Raw genomic sequence first — 19,429 nt, forward strand, 5'->3', positions numbered from 1 at the left:
CAATACCTTAAACAAGTAAAAAAAGGGGAAAATTCCCCTTTTTTCGTACCCTTACATTTTTCTAATTTAGTCAACTCTATCAGCCTTGTTTTCTTTACAAGTTTAAAGCACACTCAAAAGCCTATCCTTATTTTTAATCTGCGCCCAGAATCTAATTCCTTTTCAGTAAAATTTCATTTAGTATTTATAATAAATTTTATCAAAAGATGATTTTTGAAGTAATACAAATAATTACAGAACAAGTAAACAACTATCTCGAGGAAATTGGGCTGGACAAATCTGTTGTTCCTGAAAATATTGCTTTTTTAGAATCTCAAAATGATGATATAGCCGACGCATTAAAAAATGCCGTGGCACTTACGATAATTAATTTAGATGAAGAAGCTACTTTAAAAAACTTCCCAAATCATACTATTGAAAATACTAAAACAATTTATAAAAACAATATCGTCAATTTAAATCTGTATATCCTTTTTAGTGCCAACAGAGACAAATATGTCAATTCACTTAAGGACATTTCAAAAATTATCGAATTTTTTCAAGGAAAAAGACTTTTTACTCAAGCCAATACTATTTATAACCGAAACAATATTGCAATGAGCAATGTAGACAACTTTAGATTTACGGTTGAACTCTACACTCCCACTTTTGAAGAGTTAAATTATATCTGGGGAACATTAGGCGGAAAACAGCTTCCGTCTGCCTTATATAAAGTCAGCATGATACAAATTGACCGCAATATTGCACAAGCAGAAGGACAGCTTATCGGTGAGTTCACCGGAATAACCAAAAGAAAAGAACAGTCATGAGTTATTCTTCTACATATGGATTGTTATTTCAAGTAACGCTTCTTCATAATTATTTTTTGAATAACGGAGAAGAAACTTTTGCAAGTATGACAAATGCTGATAAAGAAAAAATGATGCAGCAATTTAGTGCAGATGCATTTATAGCAGTAATGCCAGCTTTAGAAACCAATACTGTACTCAAAAACTACAAAATGGTATTCAAAAAAACTAAAACAGGTTTCGGAATATATATTAAAATGAAAGATGAATTCGACCCATTTATTAAAGTCCCTGCTGATTTGAACCTAAAATTTTTAATCAAAATCAATGATTATCAATTCGAAAATTATACTAATCTGGACTTTGTCCTTAATCAGGTATTCTTATTTAGCAACGTTAGACCTTTAACTGAACCGGTCTCATTTGAATATCTTCCTCTAATAAATGACAACAAGTTAATTTCAAACGATTATTTAGTATCTGAAGAAACAACTGCCAACTTACTTTCAACACTGCAGCCGTCAGAACAGCAAAATGTCTTTGGAGTTATTTCTCTTACCGCTAAAGGTGACAACAGCTCAGGAAATATTATAGACAATTCGGATAAAATGATAAGTCCAAATTTTAAAATTCATTTTGACAATCGAAAAACGTTTTGGAGATACATCAACCGTAAAGCAGGAACCATAATTAAAACTACTGCAGCAAAGCCATTAACGCGATCTGGTTTTGTAGAAATTGACCCTGTTAACGATCTGGAGCCTTCACAACCGGCAGAAAGTCAATACCCAAATCCCTCTGTAAAATCAATAACAAAAATCAATAGTGATTACTATTCGGAAATATTTATTTAATAATTAAAAAACAAATCAATTATGGCAACAACTTACAAAACGCCTGGGGTATATGTTGAGGAAATCGTAAAGTTTCCTCCTTCTGTTGCCCAGGTAGAAACAGCGATTCCTGCTTTTATTGGCTATACTGAAAAAGCCACGAACAAGATTAATGGAGATTTGAAATTGAAACCAACAAGAATAACATCTCTTTTAGAATACGAACGCTTTTTTGGCTTTGCAAAACCAGAGACAACAATTAGTGTTACCATTAATGATGTTTCAACTGATAATGGAGACACAAGATCTATTGTTGTGGACCAGCCAACTTCAAAACAGCCTTTTTTAATGTATTATTCATTGCAGCTGTTCTTTGCAAATGGCGGCGGTCCTTGCTACATTATTTCGGTTGGGCGTTATGGAAATGATTTAGATGAGGAAGACGCTCCTGTCACAACAATCAATAGCATTGCTAAATTGGCTGAAGGATTAACAGAATTAGAAAAAGTAGACGAACCAACACTAATTCTTTTTCCAGATGCAACAAAAGTAAGCGGAATAGATAAAGCTAATTTCTACGGATTATATAATAGCGCATTAATGCAATGCCAAAATCTTCAGGACAGATTTACCATAATAGATACTTTAAGTTATGATGAATCAAGCCCAACAGATCCAAATATAGATGATTTAAGAGGTGTAATTAGTGCTGAAAAAGACACTGTTAAATACGGAGCTGCATATTATCCGCACTTAGAAACCATCTTGGACTATGCTTTTGACAGCAGTAAAATTATATTAAAACATTACTCTTATACGGCAAAAGCGTATGATAAAATTGCTGAGGGGCTAATATCTATAGAAAGTCCAACTTTAGGGATTGATGCAACTGTAGCTAAATTGATTAGCGTCACAGCTACTGTTCCTCCAGATATTTCTGGTCAAATTAGTGATTTATTTTTACAGATGTACAGTAATGATGCAACTGGTTTTGATTTAGGCGGAACCTTTGTCAGCAATCCTGCTAAAAAAACAGCTTTCCTGAATAAACTGAATGTTCTTCTTACTTCTTTAGAAAGTTTGTCTCTTTTAAGAAATTCTTTAAACGATGAAGCAAATGCCGCAATCAGCACAATATCTGATGAGGATATGGTTATTGCAAACAACATCACAAGTGCTTTGACTACTTTTAATTCGAATTTTACTACTGCAAATAAAATTGACTCCGTATATAAAAATTTAAAAACATTAAAGAAAAAAATACAGGACGAGAACGCAGTGGCAAAACTGCTTAAAATTGTATCAACAGATGCTGTAAGTTTTGATAAAGAATTAAAAAAACTTGTAGACTATACTCCTTTGACTACTCAAACCGCAATTACGGTAGTTACAAATAATTTTTCCACTATTAAAGCAGACCTGCTTGCACTTTTAAATGCGATTAAATCTGTTAGCGGAAAAGATGTAAATAACGGAGCATTAAACGGAAGAAAATTAAGCACTTTAGAAACTATCGACAATGCAACTTTTAATAAGATACTTACTGAAATTTACAACCTGCCGATAATACTTCCTCCAAGCGCTGCTATTGCGGGAGTTTATGCCAGAGTTGATAAAGACAGAGGCGTATGGAAAGCACCTGCGAATGTAAGTTTGAACTATGTCATAAAACCAACCGTAAAAATAACAAATACCATTCAGGACAACTTAAATGTTGATACTGTTGCAGGTAAATCTATCAACGCTATCAGAACATTTACCGGCAAAGGAACCTTGGTTTGGGGATCAAGAACCTTAGCCGGTAATGATAGTGAATGGCGCTATGTACCGGTTCGACGCTTTTTTAATATGGCCGAGGAATCTATTAAAAAAGCAACCGAACAGTTTGTTTTTGAACCTAACGATGCCAATACCTGGATAAGAGTAAGAGCTATGATTGAGAATTTCTTAATTCTTCAATGGAGAGCCGGAGCTTTGGCCGGGGCAAAACCAGAACAAGCATTTTATGTTAGAATTGGGCTGGGACAAACCATGTCTGCTATGGATATTTTAGACGGTAAAATGATAATCGAAATCGGTATGGCAGTAGTTCGTCCGGCTGAGTTCATCATACTTCGTTTCTCTCACAAAATGCAGGAATCTTAATTAAATCATCATTAAAAAAATATAGATCATGAGTTATCCGTTACCAAAGTTTCATTTCTCAGTTGACTGGGGAGGAACAAAAATAGGTTTTACAGAAGTTTCCGGATTAGATGTAGAAACTGAAGTTATTGAGTACCGTCAGGGCGCAAGTCCGGAATACAGCAAAATAAAGATGCCCGGCATGCAGAAGTTCTCTAACATCACCATGAAAAGAGGCACTTTTAAAAGCGATAATGAATATTACGCCTGGTGGAATACGGTAAAACTAAACACCATCGAAAGAAGGGATATTACCATCAAATTACTTAATGAAGAGCACGAACCAGTGATTACCTGGAAAGTAAAAAATGCGTGGCCGACTAAAGTACAATCTACTGATTTAAAAGCCGATGGAAACGAAGTAGCCATCGAGTCAATCGAATTGGTTCACGAAGGTTTATCTATTCAAAATGACTAATCATGGCTAATTATTATCCACCCGTAGGCTTTCATTTTCTGGTTGAATTTGATCAGCTGGGCACAAAAGAAAAAGACCATCAATTTCAATCCGTATCAGGACTTTCTGTAGATCTTGAAACGGAAGAAATTGTTGAGGGTGGAGAAAACAGATTCAAACACAAACTTCCCGTAAAAACCAAATATCCCAATTTGGTTTTAAAAAGGGGGATACTGATTGATTCTGACGTAATTGAATGGTGCAGAAAAGCATTAGAAAATTTCGAATTTAAGCCCGTAGATTTAACTGTAAAACTCTTGAATCAAGACCACGAACCGTTAATGCACTGGAAAGTTGTACATGCTTATCCCGTAAAATGGGCCGTTGAAGATTTTAGTGCTTTAGAAAGCAAAATTGTTGTTGAAAGCTTTGAGCTTGCTTATAATTATTTCACCCTTCATAAAAAATAATTTTACGATGCCAATTGAAATCAAAGAGCTTCACATTAAAATAAACGTGAACGAAAGCTCAAATTCGGGTGCAAAACCAGCTTCTTCACCATCACCTGCTGCAGAAAAAGATACTGTGGCAGAATGTGTCGAGCAAGTAATGAAGATTATTGAACGAAAAAAAGAACGCTGATATGACAACTGGTGAATTAAAAAAACTGAAGATTATTGCCTATAGCGATCCACAATTCAACAGTCCCATTTCGGATATTGAAGAGTTCGTTACTTTGATGAATCCCGAAAAATATACTTTTCATTACAAAATAGAGCAAGATACAACCCAAGCCGCCGGAACGAGCAGTCCTGCGCCAAGATTTACAGCAATTGCTCCAGAGGAATTAGAATTGGATTTTGTTTTTGACCGAACTGGCGTTATTGCCGGCAAAGAAAGTACCGAAAATGGGGTTATTGAAGACATTGAGCATTTTAGAAAAGTAATTTTAGAATATAATGGCACAGAACATAAGCCAAACTATTTAAAAATTGCTTGGGGAAGCCTGCTTTTCAAAGGATCTCTCACCGAAATGACCATTGAGTATAAACTTTTCAGGCCAGATGGAACACCTATTAGAGCCATTGCAAAAGGAAAATTCAAAGGAGTTGTTGAAGATGAGTTAAGAGCAAAACAGCAAAACAATCAATCTCCTGATTTAACGCATACCAGAACTGTAAAAGCAGGCGATACGCTTCCTTTAATGTCTTTTAAAATCTACGGCGATTCAAAATATTATCTCGAAGTAGCAAGAGCCAACAAGCTTATCAATTTCAGAAAATTAAAAATTGGCCAGAAAATATTTTTCCCTCCTCTGCAAAAACAACAATAGATGAACAATAGCGACGTCATACAAACCAGTAAAAGTGCCGATTTAGTAACGCACAAATTGCTTATTGAGGGAACTGAGCTGTCTGGCGTTTACCAGGTAATGAGCATTGTTGTTCATAATGAGGTAAACAGAATACCTATGGCGCAGATTATTTTAACCGATGGAGATGCTGCCGCACGAGATTTTAAATTAAGTAACGAAGATTTACTCATTCCGGGCAAAAAAATAGAAATCAAAGCTGGCTATCATAGTGATGAAGAAACTATTTACAAAGGAATAGTTGTAAAACATTCCATAAAAATAAAAGACAACTCATCACTTTTGATTGTAGAATGTAAAGACGAAGCCGTAAAACTTACTATCGGCAGAAAAAGCAAATATTTTTATGATGTAAAAGACAGCGATGCTTTTGAAGACATTCTTGGCACTTATGGATTGCAAAAAGATGTAGAAAGTACAAATTATAGCCACAAAGAGTTAGTGCAGTACAATACTTCCGATTGGGATTTTATTGTCTCTCGTGCGCAGGCCAATGGAAAATTATGTTTTGTTGAAAATGGCAAAATCTCTATTAAAAAACCAGATTTGGCTTCAGAATCAGTTGAAACGGTTGCTTTTGGCGCCACTATGCTCGATTTTGATGCTGAAATTGATGCTCGAAATCAGTTTGCCAAAGTTTCATCCTACAGTTGGAATGCATCCAATCAGGAATTATTAGAAATTGAAGCCAAAGATCCCAGCGTAAGTCTAAACGGGAATTTATCTGCTTCGGATTTATCCGATATCGTAAAACTGGAAAATTTAGAATTGCGCCACGGCGGTAATGTTACCGATACCGAGTTGCAAGATTGGGCTGATGCAAAATTATTATTTCAGCAGCTTTCAAAAGTTCGCGGAAGAGTAAAATTTCAAGGCATTCCAGCCGTAAAGCCCAATACCATTATTACGCTTGAAGGTGTAGGCGATCGTTTTAATGGCAAAGCATATATTACGGGAGTTTTCCATGAAATTGCAAACGGCAATTGGACGGTAAACGTGCAGTTTGGATTAAATCCGGAATGGTTTTCTGAAACGTATGATGTCAATACACCATCGGCTTCAGGGATAATTCCATCCATAAAAGGACTTCATATTGGTATTGTGACCCAGCTTCAGGACGATCCCGACGGCGAAGACAGAATTTTGGTTAAAATCCCAATCATCAATAATGAAGAACAAGGGATTTGGTGCAGAGTAGCAGCTTTAGATGCAGGTGACAATAGAGGCACATTTTTTAGGCCCGAAATTGAAGACGAAGTAATTATTGGTTTTATCAACGAAGATCCCAATGATGCCATTGTTTTAGGAATGCTGCACAGCAGCGCAAAACCCGCTCCTTTAAAAGCAGCTGACGATAATCATCAAAAAGGGATTTTTACAAGAAGCGAAATGAAAGTACTCTTTGATGATGATAAAAAATCAATAGCCATTGAAACTCCGGCAGGCAAAAAAATAATACTGGACGAAGACAAAGGATCTATAGTTGTTGAAGACGAAAATTCTAACGTGATTACCATTGACAGCGCAGGAATAAAAATGGAAAGTGCAGGCGATATTTCAATAAAAGCAACAGGCGATGTAAAAATTGAAGGCACCAATGTAAATCTAAAAGCAGCCGCCCAATTTAAAGCCGAAGGAAGTGCAGGCGCAGAAATGTCATCAGCAGCGGCAGCGATTGTAAAAGGCAGCATTGTACAGATAAATTAACTCATCCCTTCTACTTTCTCAAACGCTCAAATGAAAGCTTAACTATAAAAAAAATTATGGGAGCACCAGCCGCAAGAATTAACGATATGCATGTCTGCCCAATGGTAACAGGAACTGTCCCTCATGTTGGCGGGCCAATATTACCGCCAGGCTCGCCTACAGTATTAATAGGCGGTCAGCCGGCAGCCTGCTTGGGAGATATGATTGTTTGTACAGGTCCTCCGGATAGTATTATAGCTGGCTCAGCCACAGTGCTGATTGGAGGAAAACCAGCCGCAAGAATGGGAGATTCAACAGCCCATGGCGGAACAATTGTAATAGGATGCCCAACCGTTTTAATAGGTTAATTATGGAAAGTAAAGAAGCTTTTTTAGGTACTGGATGGAGTTTTCCGCCAGAGTTCAAAAAGAACAATAAAGCAGTCGTAATGACATCTGATGAGGCAGACATTAAAAGCAGTCTGGAGATATTGCTTTCTACCAAAATCGGCGAACGCATTATGCTGCCCAGATACGGCTGCAATATGGATGAACTGCTTTTTGAAACATTAGACAGAACACTAAAAACCTATGTTTCAGAACTCATAAAAACAGCAATTTTATATTACGAACCCCGAATTGATGTAGAAAAAATTGACATCACACAAGGCGATGATTTAGAAGGAGAATTATTGGTCATAATCGATTACAGAATAAGAAGTACAAACTCAAGAAGCAATCTTGTTTACCCTTTTTACAAAGAAGAAGGGACTAATGTTTAAAAGTTTATAAGCTATGAGCACCAACGGCAGCCAAATAGACAATGTTATTTTTAAAAGAAATGGAGTTAATCAGGAAGAACGCTTTAGTGACGCATTAGAGCCAGACAACCTGAAACTTCATGATTTTACTATTGAAGACTGGCTGTTATTTGCTTATAATTTTGCCAAAGAAGTCAACTTTTTTGACACTAATAATGATAAAACCCCAGAAGGCGATTGGCAGGAGTTTTTCAGCTATTTTGGTTTTTCAAAAGATAATCTGCCAGATGGTATTCCGAAAAGAACAGATAAGGAATATGCTGCTTTAAAAGAAAACATTACCAAAACATTATCAACTGTTAATATAAATCAGGACCTTACTCCTCACCTAACCTTGTTTGTGTGTTTCCTGAAATTATTGGAATTATCCCAAAACAAGCTTAATCTTATTACCAAAAAGCATTTGGATTTTTTCTATAAAGACATCCTGCAAATTCAAAAACTACCAGCAAAAGCAGATAAAGTCAATATCATTTTTGAACTGGCAAAAAAAATAGCTGAAGAAAAAATAGCTGTCAATACAGAACTTGACGCAGGAAAAGATCCTGATGGCAAAAAGTTAATTTACAAAACCACAGAAGAATTTATTGCCAATAAAGCCAATATAGCGTACCTAAAAAGCGTGTATAATGACGTTGATTTGGGTGAAATAAAATGCAGCGAAATCGCCAATTCTCTGGATGGAAAAGGTGAACCTTTAAAAGAAGACGCTCCATATTGGTTTCCTTTTGGATATAATTCAGATGAAAAAAAGTACCCAAAATTAAGCGATGCCAAATTAGGTTTTGCCATAGCATCTGAATTATTTAATCTTAAAGAAGGCGACAGAAATATTGGTATCACAATTTTTTTTGACGAACCCTTAAAATTTACAAATCAATCATTTACTATAGCGGATTTAGAGAAAAACATTAGCATTCAGTATAGTGGAAAAAAAGGTTGGATTGGAGGTTTCAAACCCGGCACAAACGTTCCTTTTAATAATATAAATGTATCTTCGAATATTGATGGAAATGTACTAAGATTAGTGTTTCAGATACCAAAAGATAGTCCGTCAGTTATTAATTATGATCAGAAAATTTTAGGGGAACATTTCTCTACAGAACTTCCTGTAATCCGATTTCTAATTCATACCGAAGAAGCAAAAGGTCATGCCCTTTTTAGATGTTTAGTTACAAAAACGATAAAAAGCATTACTGCAAAAGTTGAGGTTAATGATGTCAAATCTTTATTATTAGAAAGTGATACCGGCTTGCTTAATGCGGCAAAACCCTTCTACCCTTTTACAACGCAGCCAGAAAAAAACAGTTCATTTATAATCAACTATCCAGAAATCTTTTCTAAAAACTGGATAGGGGCTGATATTAATATCAAATGGAAAAATACTCCATTATCATTTAAAAATCACTATGCTGCCTACAAAGTAACTTTTCTTGAAACTATCAGTAAAGAAATTTTCAACTCTGCAATATTCAAGGATGAAGACAGTCAAACTAAAATGCGTGCCAACCAGCCCGAAGATGCCAGAAAAACCATTTTACAACCAAAAGGTACTGCAGAACCTAACACTATAAAGGTATTTAACCCTGATGGTCCAATTGTTACTGCAGATGACTATTTTAAAGCAACAGTATCAGTTTTAAACAAAGAAGTTTGGAAAGACCAAACGAATGATGTCAAGCTATTTACTGATTCTGATAAAAACAGCGTATTTGAATCTAACATCAATGTAAAAGGCGAATATGAAATTGACAAAAGCGGCCCTATCCGATTAACATTAAATCAGTCGTTTTTACATTCATTATATCCCAAAATATATACTTTGGCGATAATGAATGTGGCGGAAGATCCGACTACACCAATTCCAAACGAGCCTTACACGCCACTTGTAGAAAGCATTAGCCTGAATTATTCTGCGGAGGAAAGTATTGATTTTAGGGTTTCTGCTTATGAGTCTAACCGAATAAAACTGTTTCATGAAGCTCCGTTTGGCCAGCGCGAAGAACATTCTTATTTGAAAGAGCAGGCCATCAATAAAGAAATTTTAGAGGCTAAAACATCAATTGCAAATTATCTGGTTCCCGATTATTGCCATGGAGGCGAATTTTATGTAGGCCTTCAGGATGCAGAAATATCGCAGCAAATTTCATTATTGTTTCAAATATTAGAAGGAAGCGAAAATATCAGCGTTCCCACTTTTACAGGAAAACAAAAAGTAGAATGGTACATATTATGCGATAATTACTGGAAAAACCTTGACAAGGATATTCTAGCAAATGGCATAGACAACTTCTTAAAGTCGGGTCTCGTAAAATTTGGCATTCCAAAACAGGCAACTAATGACAATACATTGTTTCCAGCCGATACCATTTGGGTAAAAGCAAAAATGCACAAAGACTACGATGCCGTTTGCAAAGTGATTGATGTGAAAACCCAGGTTGTTACTGCAGCATTTTTTGATAACAACAATAATTTAGCGCATTTAGACAGCACATTGCCTGCAAAAACAATATCAAAATTAATTACCAGGGTACCACAAATTAAAAGTATTGAACAGCCTTTTAATTCGTTTGATGGAAAACCATTAGAGTCAGACCCATCCTATTATTTACGTGTAAGCGAGCGCCTGCGTCACAAAAACAGGGCTATAACGCTTTGGGATTATGAACATCTTATTTTACAGGAATTTCCAAATGTTTTTAGAGTAAAATGCCTTAACCATACTTTTATTTCGGGTACAGATACCTCATTTTTATCTCCGGGAAACGTAACGCTGGTCGTAATTCCGGACATCGTAGACAAAAATGTATTCGATATTTATGAGCCAAGAGTAAGCACAGCCACATTAAACAGCATTGAGAGCTTTATTAATTCTAAAAACTCCATGTTAGTGTCTGCAAAAGTAATTAATCCTGATTACGAAAAAGTTATAATAAAACTGGATGTGAAGTTTTATCCAGAATACGATGAGAATTTTTATAAAAAACAGCTCAACGAAGATCTTATAAAATTTCTATCTCCTTGGGCATTTGATACCTCAAAACAAATCATATTTGGAGTTGAACTGCAGCGCAGTATTGTTATAGAATATATCGAAAATCTATATTATGTAGATTTTTTATCGATGCTTGAGATGGCCATTTATGTCGATAAGAATGCCAAAAATGAAGAACCTAAGCCATTGCCATTAGACGATACAGATAAAAATGAGGCTAATATAGATCTTTTAGACTTTCAAACTACACTGTCTCCATCAAGCCCAAAAAACATCTTAGTTTCTGTTAAAAACCACATTATCAGCACCAACATAATAACATGCAAAAAAACAACCCCAGAAGAACCTGAAAAATGTCGATACGAAACCAACATATAACCATTCCTAAAAAATCAGCATCAGAGGACGATTTGGATTTCTTTTATTTAAGAAAAAAAGGAATCGAATATATCGAGTCTTTTGGAAGCAAATTTTGGACAGACTTTAACGAGCATGATCCAGGTATTACGATGCTGGAAATGCTTTGCTATGCCATTTCAGATCTTGGCATGAGGCTCAATCTTCCTATAGAAAATATTTTAGAATCTAATGACATTAATAAAGGCATTCCGAAACAGTTTTTTAAAGCTTCAGAAGTATTGTCTTCTAGTCCTGTCACGCAAAATGATTACCGAAAACTTTTTATAGACATAGATGGAGTTAGAAACTGCTGGCTCGCCAAACATGAGAAAAAAGTCTATGTAGACTGCAAAAAAAATCAGCTTTCTTATGACTTTAAAGATTATAAAGATCTACCCGAAAATTTAAGAAAAACCTTTGAGCTCAATGGCTTGTATGATTTGTATGTAGATTTTGAAAGTTCAAAACCTGCAGAAATAGAGATCGTTAAAGAAAAAATAAGAAAGCAGTATCACGCTAACAGAAACCTTTGCGAGGATCTTGTCGATATCAAAAAAGTGGTAGACTACCCTATAAAAATATGCGTAGATATTGAAGTAAATACTGAAGCTGATGAAGAACTGGTTCATGCCAATGTGATTGATGCTCTGGAAAGTTATTTATCTACAACCGTCAATTTTTATTCTCTAAAACAAATGATTGACAAAGGATACTCAACTCTGGAAATTTTTGATGGTCCATCTTTAGAGAACGGTTTTATTGATACAAAAGAATTGCTTACGGCCGATTTGAGAAACGAAGTACGCCTTTCTGATATCATGAGAATAATCATGTCGGTGCCGGATGTAGTACTGATTAAAGATATTTCTTTGGGTAATTGCGGCGGCGATGATCTGGAAAACAAATGGCTTATCTGCCTTGCTCCTTACCAAAAACCCATTATTTGTGCCAAAAGCGTTTTCAATTACAACAAAGGAGTATTGCCTCTTAACATCAATCAGGCTCAGGTAAAAATTTATTTAGACGCCATAAAAGCCGAAAAAGACAAAGCTACAACCAATGCCAGCCAGAATAAAGAATTAGAAATACCGAATGGTGAATATCTGAACACGGATTTTTATACCACCATACAAAATGATTTTCCTGAAACTTATGGTATTGGCGAAGTAGGTCTTCCAACCAGAGCATCTGTTGAACGTAAATCTAAAGCAAAACAATTAAAAGGATATCTTTTATTTTTTGACCAGATATTAGGAAGTTATTTTAAACAATTAGGTCAGGTAAGCGAATTGCTTTCAGTAAGCGGTAATTTAACCCGAACTCTCTTTACTCAAGTCGTTAAAGACATTGAAGGCGCTAATGACATTGTAGATGGATATGATAATTACACTGATGATAGTATTACAGAACTGCTTTTTGACCAGCAGGACAATAATATTGAACGAAGAAATAAAATTTTAGACCACCTTTTATCACGTTTTGCCGAGAATTTCTCAGAATATGTTTTTGTCAACAAAACCATTTACGGCAATACTACAGATCAGGTAGTATTGCGCGATAAAGAAAACTTTTTAAAAGATTATAAAGTAGTAAGCAAAGAGCGCGGCAATGCTTTTGATTATTACAAACAGCCTATTACCAATTTATGGAATACGAATAATGTTTCAGGGGCCGAAAAAAGGATTTCGAGACTTATTGGGATTAAAGATTACAGCCGTAGAAATCTTTCTAACTCCTTTGTCCAGATGTACAATTTTATTGATTCAGACAATCAATCGGTGTATAGATGGCGTATTGTCGACACAAATAATGAAATTGTACTTTCTTCAACAGCTGAATACTTTGACACTTCTGCTGCAAATAAAGAGCTTTATTTTGCTGTACTGCAAATTATTCAGACACGGGAATATAAAATAAAAGAGGCCTTTAAAAACGGTACAGTAAAAGATTTAGCCATTATCGACAATATTTTAATACAAAAGTCAGATGCTGGGAAATATTCTTATGACATTATAAATCCGGCCATCAAAGACAAGAAAAATCCAAACCGTATTATAGCCCGCAGATTTGAATATTATAATAATCTCCCAGATTTAGAAAAGTCAATTCTGGATTTGATTCAATTTATGAAAGAAGATTTTACCGAAGAAGGAATGTTTTTGGTAGAACACATGATGCTTCGCCCAGATGTAAATCAAACAACAGTAAATCCAGATACTTTCATGCCTATCTGCGCCGAAGAGTGCGGTGATTGCGAACCAATAGATCCCTACTCCTACCGTGTGAGCGTAGTACTGCCAGGATATACATTGCGGTTTGCCAATACCGATTTTAGAAATTATATAGAAAAAATAATTAAGGAAGAACTGCCAGCTCATGTTCTGGCAAAAGTATGCTGGATTGGATATAGGGAAAAAGATGTGAAAGACCCCGCAGAAAACCAGCTTGTTCAATTTGAAAAAACATACAAAGACTACTTGCTTGCCAAAACTGATTTGAATCAAGAGCAGCCGGAACCGCAATTAATCAGTTTTATCAAGGCACTGACCGTTCTCGACAATGTTTATCCAACAGGACGACTGTTTGACTGCAGTGATGAAAACGAGCGATTGTCAGATAAAATTATACTAGGAAAAACGAATTTAGGATCACTATAAAAACTATTGCCATGTCAGCAAAACTTTCAACAATAACAACACAATACCGAAGATTTACAAAAAATCAGGTACTTACAGAAGGAAACCTTAATGAGGTTGTAGATTTTTTTGACGACCAGGATCGCCTGTCCCGCATTTATCTGAGTGGCGTTGGTATAGTTTGCGGACTTTATTCGTCTTATGATGAGGTTCAAAAAACCATTTCAATAACACAAGGAACAGGTATAACTACTGATGGTGATCTTTTTAAGTTATATCAGGCAGATGTACTGGGAAACAAAAAAATAGATTTTGATTCCAAAACATACACACACTGCAAAGTTTATGATAATACAAAAGCGGGGTATAAACCTTTTTTCTATGATGGTGCAAACAAGCAGCTGCCTCTTTTTGAACTCTTGACAGAAGAACAGCAAAAAAAAGAAAAAGACCCTAATTTTGCTTTAGCAGAATTTACCGCAAATACCAAATTTGAGTTTAAAGAAGCTGTAATTCTTTTGTATCTGGAGTCGTATGAAAAAGAATCTGACCTTTGCGTAAGCCTTTCTTGTGACAATCAGGGATTGGAAATTGCAGGCAATTATAAAGTTTTAATTGTCAGCAAAAATATTGCGGCACAAATAATGAATCACGACAGCATGATTGGCAAAATCAATTATGCTAATTTATACCATACATTACCAGACCTAAAATCAAACAGAATTGTACTAAAAAAAGAAGATTTTGTTCATCTTGAGGCTATAAAACAAACTTTTACCAAAGGAATTTTCAAAAACAATGCTGTTAAAAATTTGCAGGAAGGTTACAATCAACTGTTGACAGGCTTAAATATGCCAGTCGTTTTAGAATCAATTCAAAAAAATATAGACGAATTATTTAATTTCGAAGGAGACCCGGTACTTCCTTCAGATTTTCAATATAGATATGACCTTCTTAACGATCTTATTGATACTTACAACGAAACCAGAGCACTTTTACTCAATATAGAGGATAGTTACTGCTATCCTGATATTAATGCGTTTCCAAAGCACTTAATGCTGGGCGAGCTAATAAAAACGGAACCTTGTTTTGAATTCCGTCATGCTTTTTACAAATCGCCTTTGCTTACAGGAGAAAATCTTAACACTTGCAATGACTGCCTTGCAGATGATGACGCTCCTGTTATAGATTCAAAAGAAAAGAAAAAGGTAAAAGCGGATGAAATAAAAACAGATGAAATAAAAGTATGTTACGGCGAAAACATATCCAGACAAAGAATGTACAGTCTTATTCTGAGAAGTACAGAATTATTAGAAAATTACAATCCATCGTATGATTATATAAAAATTACACCCTCTCTGCAAATGGGCAAATTGGGCAAGAAAGCCATTCCTTTTTACAACAATGTAAACAATTCGCTTATTAAAGCTTGGGATTTTGATAAAACGATTTTAGGATTGGAGAAAAACAATGTTAGTTATCATGACGATTTATTGAATACTAAAGAACCGCTCGAAATACATCTTGACAGTGATTTTTATAGAATTGAAGGCCACCAGGGACGCAATTACAAAGAAGCACTAAAAGCTATCCAGCAAATTAGATTAGAAAACGGGCTCGGGTTCAATATCATGATTCTGGCAGTAAATGCAAATGAACTGGATAAAACCATCCAGTATTTCACCAAATATTACCTAAACAAAAATCATGGTTACGAACATAAAGCAGGTGTAGTTCCCGGAGGCACTTTCATAATGATATATCTGGAAGAAAAAATACCTTATTATAAAAGCCGCAGACTTTCTTTAACCGGTGACTTTGAAAAATTTGCTGAAGGCATAAACATTTTAAATCCGGTTGTTGCTGATTTCTCTATACCGTATTTATGTTGTGACGAAAACAATATAGGGCTTACTTTACCAATAGATAAAATTTGCTTTGACAGCAAAACACCTCCTCTGCCTTTTAAAGTATCTCCAACAGGAGGTTTTGTAAGAGCCAATGTTAGACCTGATCAAAACGGAGGAATAAAAGTAAATGAATTTGGCGCACTTGTTTTTGATCCAAATATAGTCAGTAAAGAATTAATAGGCCAGCCTATAACCTTTACAGTTAATAACTTTGATACTGACTGTAAGATAACCATTTTTGAAAAACCAAAATTCGATTTTGTCGCTGTTCCTTCAAAACCTTCGGGAGCAGACGAAACCGAAGTCACTTTTACCGTAACCGGAGAAAATATTGAAGGCAACAAATATACTTGGGATTTTGGAGACAAAACCGATCTTGTAACGGATGATAAAACAGAAATAAAACATATCTACAAGTATAATAGTGAATCGCAAAAAAAATTCACATTTGATGTTACCCTTAGTGCAGACAATGGCAACTGCGGTTTCCAAATCACTCATCCTGTGAGTTTTGAAATTGAAGATCCAAAAGTACTGGTAGATGGCGAATTAGTAAACGAAATATCCTTTTGCCGAAACGATAAACCTGTAGAGCTTACTCTGCAGCCCAATGTAAAAGGGGCCGAAATTTTAGGAGAAGGAGTTATAGTAACATTCGGAGAAAAATATATGTTTGCTCCAGGCGAGGTATCTAAGGATGTCAAAACCGTAACCATTTTTATAGACGACAAACCATCCAATCTTACCATTACACTTTTAGATCTTCCTACTGCTAGTTTTAGCTTTAATGTAGATGCGGCGGGAATTCTAACCCTAAGCAACAATTCTTCAAATGCCACAACATACATCTGGGAAATTAATAAAGAAATAGTAAAAACAGATAAAAAAGATCCAGTAACACGTCCAACTTCGTTATATAATGAATCTTCTATTTCAGTTTCATTAATTGCTGAAGGCAACTGTGGTTCTGTAACTGATGGTCCAAGGTTAATTGAGATTAGAAAAGAACCTGAAGTAAATATATGTCTTAACAATGCTGAACTATTTGTAAAAAATGCAATGGAAACCACTTCCAGTTTAAAAGAAATTTCCGTTTTAAATAAATTCAATGAGGAGACTATTAACTTCATTTCTGAAACTGAAAACAGATTTGCCGAAGTTCAAAAAAACCTTGAGAGTTACATCAATGGTAAGGCAAATGCTAAATTATCTGAATTATTCACGCAGGAATATTTCAATTTTATATCCACAGTTGTCGCCTCTGCCATTAGACTGCAAAATCCAGATCAGATTACTGCGGTACAAACACTTATATCGCTAAATACTTCATTGTTTTACACTATTTTGAGATGTCAGGATCAAGAAACACTTAAGGTATCTGAAAAACAAATTATCCCGGCAGCATTACTTTTTAATAATTTATTTAAAAGTTTCATAGAAATAAAATTCAATACAGATAAGGATGGATCATTGAAAGAGTTTTTGTCAGGTATGCTAACAGTATTTTCAAAAATCGATTTTATACTGTCTAATTTAAATATACAAATAGAAGACCTTACAGCTGGTGATAAATTCTAATAAACATATTATCAATAAAGTTTTCCTTGAGATAAATACCAATTCTAAAGAAAAAGGATATTATCTCAAGGACAATATTGATGCGTTTTTGCAAAAGGAAATATTCCCGTTTTTAGAAAACTATTTTAATGAAGTGGATTCGAAAAATCCTTCACACAGCATACAATTAGACAAACTAAACATTGATATTGCCATAAATCAAAATTTGGATTTCGAAGATTTCAAAGAGCAAATTCTAAAAAAAGTAATAACACAAGTTGAAGAAGTTTTTGAAAAAGAAGAAAAAAGCACAGAAAGTTATAAACTAATTCATGCACAGGAAAAGGAAATAGAAAGCTTTTTTTATTTTCTGGAAACAGGAACAAATGCCTGGTGGACAGCCTTAAATCATGATCTTAAAACAATAGACAACACTACATTTGATGAAGTCTTAAATGATAAAGCTTTTCCTTTTAAGTGGGCTAACGCAGTTCAAAAACCAATCGTGAGAGCCAGGTTTATTAAACAATTTAGCGATAACCAAATTGCGGCAATTATTACAAAAGGAATATTACTGAAAAAAAACAATGCTGAAAGCAGTGCCAAAATAATCAGGATTAGTGCCATAAAAAAACACATTGAAGCATCTGTTTCAAAAAATCAATTAACTCCGAACCAAAGATTTTCAATGTGGGAAATAGTTGTTTTAAGCCTTTTGGAAACACGCAATCCAATGTTAAAACAAAAGATTTCCAAATTGATCTGCAGTGTATTTGAATTGCATAAAAAAAACAGCTTTTTAGAACACAAAGAACTTTTTCTGCAGGAAATTGAAAATCAGATAGAGATCCAAAACGAACTCGAATTACTGGCTAATCTTGATGCTGTTGTTTCGGTTATCGAAAACAAAGCAGCCTCAATTATTTTAAAAGAAAAAGTAACAGGAATAAAAACTATCCAAAAAAACCAAGAGTCAATAAAAACTGAGGCAGAGTCAGAGTCAGAGACAAAACCAAAAACTAAAACTGAGACAAAAGGAAAAACTGAGGCAGAAAGAGAAAATGAAATACAAAAAGAAACAAAAACAGAAAGAATTCAGCAAAATAATGAAAAGGAAGTATCCGATATGGATTTTATTTTATCAAAAAATAAAGATGCAACGGTTCAGAGTGACAATGAAAATATCGCACCCTTATCAAATAATTCAATAGAGAAAACTCTCAATACTCAGGAAGAAGTAATAAATAAAAAAGATTTTTCTATTGAAAAAGAAGAAAAAGAAAATACCAAAGAAGATATAGAAGAGCTGGAAGAAAGCCTAATAGATGCAAACGTTCACATAGATACAAATGTCAACGATTTATATGTTCAAAATGCAGGTTTGCTATTGATTCATCCCTTTTTAAAATCTCTTTTTGAAAATTGCGGGCTGCTCAATAAAGACAACACTATAAACAATCCCGAAATTGCTGCGCACCTTTTGCATTATATAGCCACAGGTCAGGAACAGGATTATGAAAACACTATGGCTTTCGAAAAATTCTTATGCAATATTCCAATAGCCCAGCCCATTGAAAGAAACATTATACTCTCTGAAAAAATGAAAAAAGAAGCAGCCACAATGCTGCAAGCCGTGTTGAGCAATTGGGATGTGATGAAAAAATCATCAGCAGAATTGCTGCAAAATGAATTTTTGCAGCGACCTGGAAAACTGAATATTAATGAAGACGAAAGCCCTGTAATACTTATAGAGCGAAAAACACAAGATGTTTTATTAGATAAATTAAGCTGGAATTTAAGCATCGTGAAATTGGCCTGGAAAAAACGAATCATATATGTTAACTGGTAAAAA

Annotated in this window: 14 protein-coding genes; all 14 read left to right on the forward strand. The window is 34.8% G+C overall.

The annotated features are described in order from the left end of the window. Positions 1–206: 206 nt before the first annotated feature. Genes LUU93_RS16870 through LUU93_RS16935 form a run of 14 tightly spaced genes read left to right on the forward strand, consistent with a single transcriptional unit; the run spans position 207 to position 19,426 of the window. Positions 207–809: a Pvc16 family protein gene (locus LUU93_RS16870; RefSeq protein ID WP_232682340.1), complete on the forward strand. Its 603-nt coding sequence runs from the start codon at positions 207–209 to the stop codon at positions 807–809. After that, positions 806–1,642 carry a hypothetical protein gene (locus LUU93_RS16875; RefSeq protein ID WP_232682341.1) on the forward strand — a complete coding sequence of 279 codons (837 nt, stop codon included), beginning with the start codon at positions 806–808 and terminating at the stop codon, positions 1,640–1,642. Before LUU93_RS16870 ends, LUU93_RS16875 begins: the two co-directional genes overlap by 4 nt. Positions 1,643–1,663: 21 nt before the next feature. Continuing rightward, entirely contained in the window at positions 1,664–3,766 is a 2,103-nt protein-coding gene (locus tag LUU93_RS16880) for a phage tail sheath C-terminal domain-containing protein (protein WP_232682342.1), read from the forward strand. Between the two features lie 28 nt (positions 3,767–3,794). After that, the gene (locus LUU93_RS16885) at positions 3,795–4,223 is read left to right on the forward strand and encodes a phage tail protein (RefSeq protein WP_111290789.1); all 429 of its coding nucleotides are present in this window, start codon (positions 3,795–3,797) and stop codon (positions 4,221–4,223) included. Between the two features lie 2 nt (positions 4,224–4,225). After that, a complete protein-coding gene (locus tag LUU93_RS16890; RefSeq protein WP_012025138.1) occupies positions 4,226–4,672 on the forward strand; it encodes a phage tail protein in 447 nt (148 codons plus the stop codon). Positions 4,673–4,679: 7 nt separating this feature from the next. Beyond that, positions 4,680–4,844, forward strand: coding sequence for a DUF5908 family protein (locus tag LUU93_RS16895; RefSeq protein WP_232682343.1), 165 nt, complete (start codon positions 4,680–4,682; stop codon positions 4,842–4,844). Between the two features lies 1 nt (position 4,845). Next, a complete protein-coding gene (locus LUU93_RS16900; RefSeq protein WP_066034801.1) occupies positions 4,846–5,535 on the forward strand; it encodes a CIS tube protein in 690 nt (229 codons plus the stop codon). After that, complete coding sequence (gene vgrG / locus LUU93_RS16905) at positions 5,536–7,281, forward strand: type VI secretion system tip protein VgrG (protein WP_232682344.1); 1,746 nt, start codon at positions 5,536–5,538, stop codon at positions 7,279–7,281. It begins immediately after the preceding gene. 56 nt (positions 7,282–7,337) lie between these two features. Further along, positions 7,338–7,628, forward strand: a complete 291-nt coding sequence (locus LUU93_RS16910) for a PAAR domain-containing protein (protein WP_232682345.1) — start codon at positions 7,338–7,340, stop codon at positions 7,626–7,628. A gap of 2 nt (positions 7,629–7,630) precedes the next feature. Next, on the forward strand, positions 7,631–8,041 hold the full coding sequence (locus tag LUU93_RS16915; RefSeq protein WP_232682346.1) for a GPW/gp25 family protein: 411 nt from the start codon (positions 7,631–7,633) through the stop codon (positions 8,039–8,041). Between the two features lie 13 nt (positions 8,042–8,054). Then, the gene (locus LUU93_RS16920; protein WP_232682347.1) at positions 8,055–11,453 is read left to right on the forward strand and encodes a baseplate J/gp47 family protein; all 3,399 of its coding nucleotides are present in this window, start codon (positions 8,055–8,057) and stop codon (positions 11,451–11,453) included. After that, positions 11,429–14,131 carry a baseplate wedge protein gene (locus LUU93_RS16925; protein ID WP_232682348.1) on the forward strand — a complete coding sequence of 901 codons (2,703 nt, stop codon included), beginning with the start codon at positions 11,429–11,431 and terminating at the stop codon, positions 14,129–14,131. The genes LUU93_RS16920 and LUU93_RS16925 overlap by 25 nt, the downstream gene beginning before the upstream one ends. A gap of 11 nt (positions 14,132–14,142) precedes the next feature. Next, a complete protein-coding gene (locus LUU93_RS16930; RefSeq protein ID WP_232682349.1) occupies positions 14,143–17,598 on the forward strand; it encodes a hypothetical protein in 3,456 nt (1,151 codons plus the stop codon). Continuing rightward, positions 17,585–19,426: a contractile injection system tape measure protein gene (locus LUU93_RS16935; RefSeq protein WP_232682350.1), complete on the forward strand. Its 1,842-nt coding sequence runs from the start codon at positions 17,585–17,587 to the stop codon at positions 19,424–19,426. Before LUU93_RS16930 ends, LUU93_RS16935 begins: the two co-directional genes overlap by 14 nt. The last annotated feature ends 3 nt before the right edge of the window (positions 19,427–19,429 follow it).

It is taken from the genome of Flavobacterium soyae (assembly GCF_021245985.1).
Lineage (GTDB): Bacteria > Bacteroidota > Bacteroidia > Flavobacteriales > Flavobacteriaceae > Flavobacterium > Flavobacterium soyae.